This is a genomic window from Streptomyces sp. NPDC007162 (assembly GCF_040634175.1).
Classification (GTDB): Bacteria; Actinomycetota; Actinomycetes; order Streptomycetales; family Streptomycetaceae; genus Streptomyces.
On sequence record NZ_JBEYFC010000430.1, the window covers coordinates 1 to 7739 of the forward strand.

2 protein-coding genes, 2 tRNA genes and 1 pseudogene are annotated in these 7739 nt (G+C 69.2%); 2 read left to right on the forward strand and 3 right to left on the reverse strand.

The genetic code is table 11. From position 1 onward, the window contains the following. Positions 1 to 2583, reverse strand: a pseudogene (locus ABZ646_RS34970) (hypothetical protein); the annotation flags it as partial. A 352-nt stretch (positions 2584 to 2935) separates the two neighbouring features. Between ABZ646_RS34970 and ABZ646_RS34975 the strand changes: the two are divergent. After that, on the forward strand, positions 2936 to 6403 hold the full coding sequence (locus tag ABZ646_RS34975; protein ID WP_360528123.1) for a DNRLRE domain-containing protein: 3468 nt from the start codon (positions 2936 to 2938) through the stop codon (positions 6401 to 6403). Positions 6404 to 6845: 442 nt separating this feature from the next. Here ABZ646_RS34975 and ABZ646_RS34980 read toward each other — a convergent pair. Together ABZ646_RS34980 and ABZ646_RS34985 are read right to left on the reverse strand one after the other, a co-directional pair. Continuing rightward, positions 6846 to 6922: transfer RNA gene (locus ABZ646_RS34980), tRNA-Ile, on the reverse strand. A gap of 178 nt (positions 6923 to 7100) precedes the next feature. Continuing rightward, positions 7101 to 7173: transfer RNA gene (locus ABZ646_RS34985), tRNA-Asn, on the reverse strand. 132 nt (positions 7174 to 7305) lie between these two features. On the opposite strand from ABZ646_RS34985, the gene ABZ646_RS34990 reads away from it, so the two are divergent. Beyond that, positions 7306 to 7608, forward strand: a complete 303-nt coding sequence (locus ABZ646_RS34990) for a YtxH domain-containing protein (RefSeq protein WP_360528126.1) — start codon at positions 7306 to 7308, stop codon at positions 7606 to 7608. Positions 7609 to 7739: the final 131 nt, after the last annotated feature.

The window sequence follows — 7739 nt, forward strand, 5'->3', positions numbered from 1 at the left end:
GTCCGGGAGACGGCCGCCCTCTCCTCGGCCGCGCTCAAGTCCCGTCTGCGGGACGCCTACGGTGGTGCCGCCGTTCTTCGCACCGCGGTAAGTGGACACCTTCTGGTAGCCGCGCCAGACGCTGTAGGTGCGCAGGCTGGGCTTGGTGAGCTCGTCGTCGTCCTGACTCCAGGACGCGTCGCTGTAGGCGTACTTGGTGGTGACGCGGTCCGAGACGCCGGAGATCTTGTCGGTCTCGGTGACCGAGTCGACGACGTACTTGTTGAACCAGGCGAGCGGGGGCTTGGCCTGTTCCGCGTCCGGCGACCAGCGCACGGGGTAGCAGGTGCCGTGGTTGTCGGCGGGGGCGACGGACGGCTCGGTGCGGCAGCCGCCGCGGTAGACGACCTCGACGTCACCGCCGTTCTCGGTGGACACCGTGCCGATGCGTGGCCGGGTGAAACCTGGGCGCGGGTCGCCCTTGTAGCGGGGGACCAGGTTGGGCAGCTGCTGGTCCTTGAGGTAGCCGCCGAGCGGGTCGTCCTTGCTGACGACGTACGGCCCGAAGCTGACGCCGGACGTGGTCAGCAGGGTGCCGTTGGTGTCGCCGGGCGCGTAGCCGGTGCGGGTGATGGAGTCCAGCCACAGTCCGGGGGAGGTGTTGTACCAGTCGCGTGGGAAGGAGTGGTGGAGAGTGTAGGTGTCGACGCGGGCCAGGCCGGTGCCGCCGGGGCGGGCGGCGTAGGTGGTCACGCTGCCGAGCCGCATCCGGATCCAGAAGGACGGGAAGGCGGGGCACAGTTTGGAGTCGGACTTGCAGTTGAGGTTGCCGGGGCTGTCCCACCAGGGGCGATAGGAGGCCGGGTTCTTGGTGTCGTCGAACTTGTCGGCGGCGCAGGAGCCGTCGGTCTCCACGCAACGCTGCACGGCGTCGAAGACGATCTTCGCGGCAGGGCTGGTGAGGCTGCCAGGGCGCATCCCGTACTCGATGGTGTCGGGGTAGCCGCCGCGGACGTACTTCTCCGGCGACTTGAACTTCTTGTTGACGGCGTAGTAGTTGGTCGACTTGTGCCAGGTGACGACCATGGTGTTGCCGTGCACGTCGACAACCTTGTCCAGGCCCCAGCTCCAGGCCTGCTGCTGCTTGGTGCCGTCGCTTGCGGTGCAGCGGGAGTCGGCGAAGGCGTCCTTGTGGCAGGGCTCGCCGGGGTGGTTGCCGAAGACGGGGACGGTGAAGACGGAGCCGGTGTCGGCGTGGCCGCCGCCCACCTTGTTCAGGCCGTAGTAGTACTGCGTGCCGTCGGAGGTGGTGACGATCCAGTATTCGCCGTTGTTGTCGCCGTTGTCGCCGCCTGTCTTCAGCTCGACCCTGGTGCCGTCGTCCTTCTCCAGCCGATAGCTGTCGGTCTCGCCGACCCGGACCAGTTGGGTGGTTCTTCCGCCGAGCGAGAGCACGGCGTTGTAGGACACCCAGCACAGGTCGGACGTCTTGTACTTCTTGTCCTTGTTGTTGGGCGCGCCCGCGGCGGTGTCCTCGCGGTCGTCCTTGCAGGTGCGGTAGCGGCGCTCGATGTGCCCGGGGTCGTAGTTCCAGCCCTCACCGATCCAGGAGGACTGGGGCGAGGAAGTAGCCGTTCTGCCGTCCACCGTCTGCGAGTTGTAATCGAAGGAGACCTCCGGCCGGGGGCCGGCGGGGGCCGGCGGCACCTGGAGCGGATAGGACCAGGTGAAGGCGCCGGAGGAGTCGCCCGAAGCCCACTTGCCGTCGGTCGTCAGCGGCGTGGCCTTGAAGGTGCCGGCCGGACCGGAACCGGAGTCGACGGCTCCGACGACCGCGCTGTCACCGCTCGCGGCGACCGGCTGCGCGTAGGAGGCCTGCACGACGCCGGAGCCGGTACTGCTCGTGGCGGCCTGGCCGATCGTCCCGTCGGCCGCGGTGTCGACGGTGGCCGTCACAGTCTTGGTGTCCGCGTCGTTGACCGTGTCCAGCTCGGTGTACTGCTGGCACTCCTCGACGTCCGGGGTGGTCAGGTAGCACTCGGGGAACTGCACGAACTGCAGCCGGGAGGCCCAGTCTGCGCCATAGAGGTTCTCGTAGGTCTTGTAGCTCAGTTGGAGCGAGACCGGCACCGAGCCTGTGGCCGGCGCGGTCACCTTGACGAGGGTGCCGTCCACGCCCTGGGCCTCGGGGGCGGCGCGGTCGAAGACACCGACCTGCCAGGTGCCGCTGGGAGCGGGGGCGTCGGGGGCCGGGCCCAGCTTGACCGGGAGGGTGCCGGCGGGCACGTAGTCGGTTTGCGTGGCGGTGGCGGAGCCGCCGGTACGCAGGGCGGCCTGCTGGCCGGTGGTGCCGGTGCCGAAGTTGACCAGGGCGGTGCCGGACGGGGCCGGGGTGGTGGTGCCGGACGGCGCCTCGGTCTGCTCGGTGGGCTGGTCCGCGCGGATGCTGTCGAGGCCGGGGTCCCGGGTGGTGCCGGCGACCGCCTCGTCGTCGGCGAGCTTCACCAGGTCGACGTCCTCGCGTGGGGCGTCGGCGGTGGTGGGATCCGGTGGCGAGGCGTACGCCTGGGCGGGCAGCAGGGCAAGCGCCACTGCCGCGGCCACCGGCGCAAGCACGGCGGAACGGCGTCTGCGACGGTGCGCGGACAGGAAGAAGGGCACGTCGAAAATCCCCCGGTCGACCCGAAACAAAGGTGGAGCGGCGCCTGAGTTGACCGCAGGTGAAGCCACTTCAAGATCGGCCAGATTCTGTGGTCATGTCATGAAGAAATCCAGAGTTCCCTGTGTACGTGTGGTAATGATCACACCATGTACCGGTCAAGGGAATACCAAACGGGACACTCCGACGCCATGGGAGCCCTGTTGCGGCCGGAAGTCCACGTCACAGGCGTGACGGGCGCCTTCGGGTAGGTCATGATCTGCACCCGTTGCCCTAGGGGGGAAGGAAAACTCGCTCATGACCAGCAAGTGGCGGCGCTCGCGCGCCCGCCGGGCCGCGGTCGCGGCAGTCGTGGCCCTGGCCACGGTCGGCGGCCTGACGTACGCCGGGCTGGCCGGCACCGGCCGAGACCGGCACTCCGGCGCCGACCGCCCGGCCCGCGCGGCCGCACCGGTCACCGAGGCTGAGGCCTCGTCGCGCGCGGCGAGGTCTGGCAGGCCGGTCGAGGTGACGGCACTGCGGACGGCGTACGAGACGACCTGGGCGCGGCCCGACGGGCTGCTGCAGCGACGCGTGCACGCCACACCGGTCCGCGCCAAGGCCCACGGCCGCTGGCAGCCGATCGACACCACGCTGGTCCGCACCGGACACGGCTGGTCGCCACGCGGCACCAACGTCGGCCTCACGTTCTCGGCGGGCTCCCGCGCCGCCTCCGCGCGTGCCGACCGCGGGGCCGGGGTGCGCAGGGTCTCGCTGGTCACCGCGGCCTCCGGTACCGGCACCCCCCTGGTGACGCTCACGACGGGCGAGCACACCGTCCAGCTGACCTGGCCGGGCACCATCCCGACGCCGGTGATCGACGGCTCGCGTGCGCTGTACCCGGAGATCATCCCCGGCGCCGACCTGGTGCTGACGGCGGACGACGGGGGCTTCGCCCAACTGCTCGTGGTCAAGACCCGGCAGGCGGCGGCCGATCCACGGGTGGCGCAGCTGACCTACGGGCTGACCTCCCCCGACCTGACCTTCGGTCTGGACCCCACCACCGGCATCGTCAGCGGCCGGGACGCCGACGGCGAGGAGGCGGCGTTCTCACCTACGCCGCTGATGTGGGACAGCTCCGGAACTCCTGCCCTGACCGACGGTCAGGCGGGCAGCAGCGCGTCGCCGACCGCCGCCGAGAGCCTGTCCGGCGACGCCAGTGCCGCTCCGGACGACACGGAGTCACCCACCGCCTCCCCTGAGCCCAGCGACTCCGTCGACGACAGCGACGACGGCGATGTCGACGACGAGGTGCTGCCCGACGCGACCGACGAGGCTCCCGCCCCCTCGTCCGGCGAGAGCGAGGGCGCCGCACCGTCCGTTCCCGCGGAGCCCTCTCCCGAACCGCCCCACACGGGGGCGGCCGCCACCCTGGACCTGCCCTCGCTGGCCGGCCCGCAGCCCGACTCCCGCGGCACCCTGGTGACGGCGGACCTCGACGGCTCCACCTGGTCCCTGACTCCGGACCAGGACTTCCTGACCGACCCCGACACGGTCTACCCGGTCTTCATCGACCCGTCCGTCAGCAAGCACACCAACGACTGGACCACCGCCTACAGCCGGCACCCCAACGCAAACTTCTACAACGGGCGGAACTTCAACAAGGGCACGCACGAGGCGCGCGTGGGCTTCGAGTCGGACACCTGGGGGACCTCGCGGTCGTTCTTCAGCATCGACTGGAACCCGGACCTCAAGGGCGCCACCGTCATCAGCGCCAAGCTGCACGCGCTGGAGACCTACTCGTGGTCGTGCACCGCCCGCACCATGAACGTGTACCTGACCGGGGCGATCAGCAACAAGACGACCTGGCGCAACGCCCCGAAGATGACGGCGGGCAACAAGCTCGCCAGCAAGAGCTTCGCGCACGGCTACAAGTCCTCGGGCTGCCCCGACGACTACGAGGCGTTCGACGTCAAGGCGGCCGCCCAGAAGGCGATCGCGCACAGCTGGGACACCCTCACCATCGGCTTCCGGGCCGGTGACGAGGACTCGGCGTACTCGTGGAAGAAGTTCCAGGCGGACGGCGGCAACGACCCCTACGTCGAGCTGGTCTACAACCGCCCGCCGGCCACCCCCTCGCACCTGGACCTCGACCCGGACCTGTCCTGCGACACCACCTCGCCCTACGTCAACGTCGGCGCGTCCTCCATCACCTTCTGGGCGAACAGCAGCGACAAGGACGCCAACCTGGACTCGCTGCGCTTCGAGCTGTGGCCGACCGGCGGCAGCGGAAACCTGCTGGGCAGCAAGGCCAAGGTGACGGTCGGCAGTCAGACCGACTCGGCCCGCGTACACACCGACCCGTTCTCCACCAGCGGGCTGAAGAACGGCGTCAAGTACTCCTGGCGGGTCAAGGCGGTGGACAAGCGAGGGACGGCCTCAAGCTACTCGCCGTCGAAAACACCGTGCCGATTCGTCTTCGACAGCTCCCGCCCCACGCCGCCCGTCGTCACCTCCACGACCTTCCCCGACGCCGACACGAAGGACGACGGCTTCGGCAACGCGGACGAGGACTCCACCTGGTCCACCGTCAAGTTCGGTACGGCGGGGTCCTTCAGCTTCAAGGCCTCACAGACCGACGTGGTCAAGTACGAGTACGGCTACAACTCCGCCTCGTACACCGGTTCCGTGTCGCGCACCAACGGCGCCGCCACCTCCACCCTGTCCACCTACTCCGGCGCGAAGCCGCCGCTCGCAGGGCCGAATGTGCTCTACGTGCGTGCCGTGGACGACGCCGGGAACGTGTCCGACCCGCGGAAGTACTTCTTCTACGTCACCCCGCGCGACACGGCAGACGCGCCGGGAGACTTCACCGGCGACGGCTTCCCCGACCTCATGGTCGTGGACGCCAACGGCAACCTGCGCATGTACCCGGACAAGGGCACCGTCGACGGCTCCAAGGGCACCGGCGCCCTCGGCTACTCCATGTCCGGCGCCTACCAGGAGAACAGCGACAAGGACCCGAACGGTGACGACCTGCCCCTGTACTCCCGGCCGGCCTCCAGCTACTGGAAGAACAGCCTCGTCGCCCACCTCGGTGACGTCTACGGCGGTGACGGCCTGCAGGACCTGATCGCGGTGCGCGCGGGCAAGCTGTGGGTGTACCCGGGCGACGGCTACGGAGCGGTCGACATCGGCAAACGCCATGAGATCCTGCTCCCCGCCGGTGCACCGGATCCCTCCGCCATCACCCAGATCATCTCGGCCGGCGATGCCACGGGCGACGGCAAACCCGACTTCTTCCTCACGGTGGGCGACGCGTTGTGGGCGCTGATCGGGTACAACGGCGCCACGGTGGACGAGGCTCGACGATTGTCCGCATCGGCCTGGACCGATCGTGACCTCGTCACCGCCCAGGACGTCTCCGGTGACGGAGTCACCGACTTCGTCTACCGCTCGGACGCCAGCGGACGGCTGTTGCTGCGCAAGGGCATCAAGGACACCGCGACCGGCGGGGTCGACGTCGGTTCGCTCGCCTCGGCCGCCGCCTCCTCGGGCGGGGTGGACACCGAGTACGGTGCCTCCGGCTGGGGCAGTTCCAGCATCAGGCTGCTCTTCGGCACACCGGACGCCAACGGGGACGGCATCCCCGACATCTGGACGCTCAGAGTGGACGGCACCGTGCGCTTCTACAGCGGCAGCCGTACGGCCCTCAGCGGTTCGGGTACGGAGATCGTAGGCAACAGCGACGGCATCGGCTGGAAGAACAAGCTGGCGATCGGCTGACGCATCGCCTGGTACCGCAAGGGACGCCGACGCGTACGGAGCTCCCCGTACGCGTCGGCGTCGTGCACGGGTGGCCGTTCAGTCCCTGTGCCGTCTGCCGCATCGGGATCGAGACCGTGCCGACGTCCCGACCGAGCGCGGACCGTACTGCCCGACGACTTCGGCCGACGCGTCCAGATGAGTGCAACCGGTTCACCTCAATCGCCGTCGGCGCCAAGGACGGCAAGCTCGACGGAATCGCCCTGCCCGGACCCGAGGCCAGTGCCGGACACCCCATGCCGGACATCCCGCGCATCACAAAACGCTACACAATGGACAACCGTTGGCCCCTGGCTCGGCCCCTGAGGCCGGTCGGACTCCAACAAGACTCCACCCAACCAATGGAGCCACACACCTGGTACGGCAGAACCGCAGGTCAGAAGGTTTCTCCTCGCACAGCGAGTGGTGGGGCGGGTGGGACTCGAACCCACGGCCGACGGATTATGAGTCCGCTGCTCTAACCGGCTGAGCTACCGCCCCATAGCGGCGTGTCGCGTACAAGTGTGCGCGCCGTCTGCCGCAGCATAGCCGCTCATACGATCTCCTGCTTCGGCTGGTCGGCGAACTGCGACGTTCATGACCTTGAGGACATCGGCGCAGTCCCGGCGGTTCCCGGGGACATGAAAAAGGACCCCACCAGGGGTCCTCGTTCAGCATGCTCCCCCGACTGGACTCGAACCAGTAACCTGCCGGTTAACAGCCGGCTGCTCTGCCAATTGAGCTACGGAGGAATGCCTCGTTGCATCGAACGTGACTCCCTGGGTATTCGCCAGGGGGCGGGCGCTCGCTGCGACACATACATTAGCGCAAGCAGGGGGGTGCTCCGCCAATCGGTACTCCCCCACACCGGAAGGGTCGCCGCCATGCGCTACAAGCTCACGTTCGTCGTCGGGCTCGCCCTGGGTTACGTGCTCGGCACGCGTGCCGGACGCGAGCGCTACGAACAGCTGAAGAAGTCCGCCCGCCAGGTCGCCCAGAACCCGGCCGTCCGCAACACCGCCGAGACCGCCGCCCAGCAGGGCCGCGTCTATGCCGGCAAGGCACTCCACACGGTGAGCGAGAAGGTCGGCGACCGGGTGCCCGACTCGGTGACCGCCCGCGTCCGCTCGCTGCGCGAGCGCAGCCAGGGCGCCGGCGGGGACGACTGGGGCACCAGTAACACGTAGTGCCCGTAACACGCAGTGCCCGTTTTTCGACGGGGCCGCCCACCCCGCGCGGTGGGCGGTACTGCTCGCACGGGTTGTGGCCGGTCACTTCGCCCAGACCCACGCCCACCCCGAACTGCAGGGCCGCGTCC

What these genes read in the sequence shown, in the direction of transcription:
- ABZ646_RS34975 (WP_360528123.1), top strand. Translation starts at nt 2,936, where the DNA reads ATGACCAGCAAGTGGCGGCGCTCGCGCGCCCGCCGGGCCGCGGTCGCG.
- ABZ646_RS34990 (WP_360528126.1), top strand. Translation starts at nt 7,306, where the DNA reads ATGCGCTACAAGCTCACGTTCGTCGTCGGGCTCGCCCTGGGTTACGTG.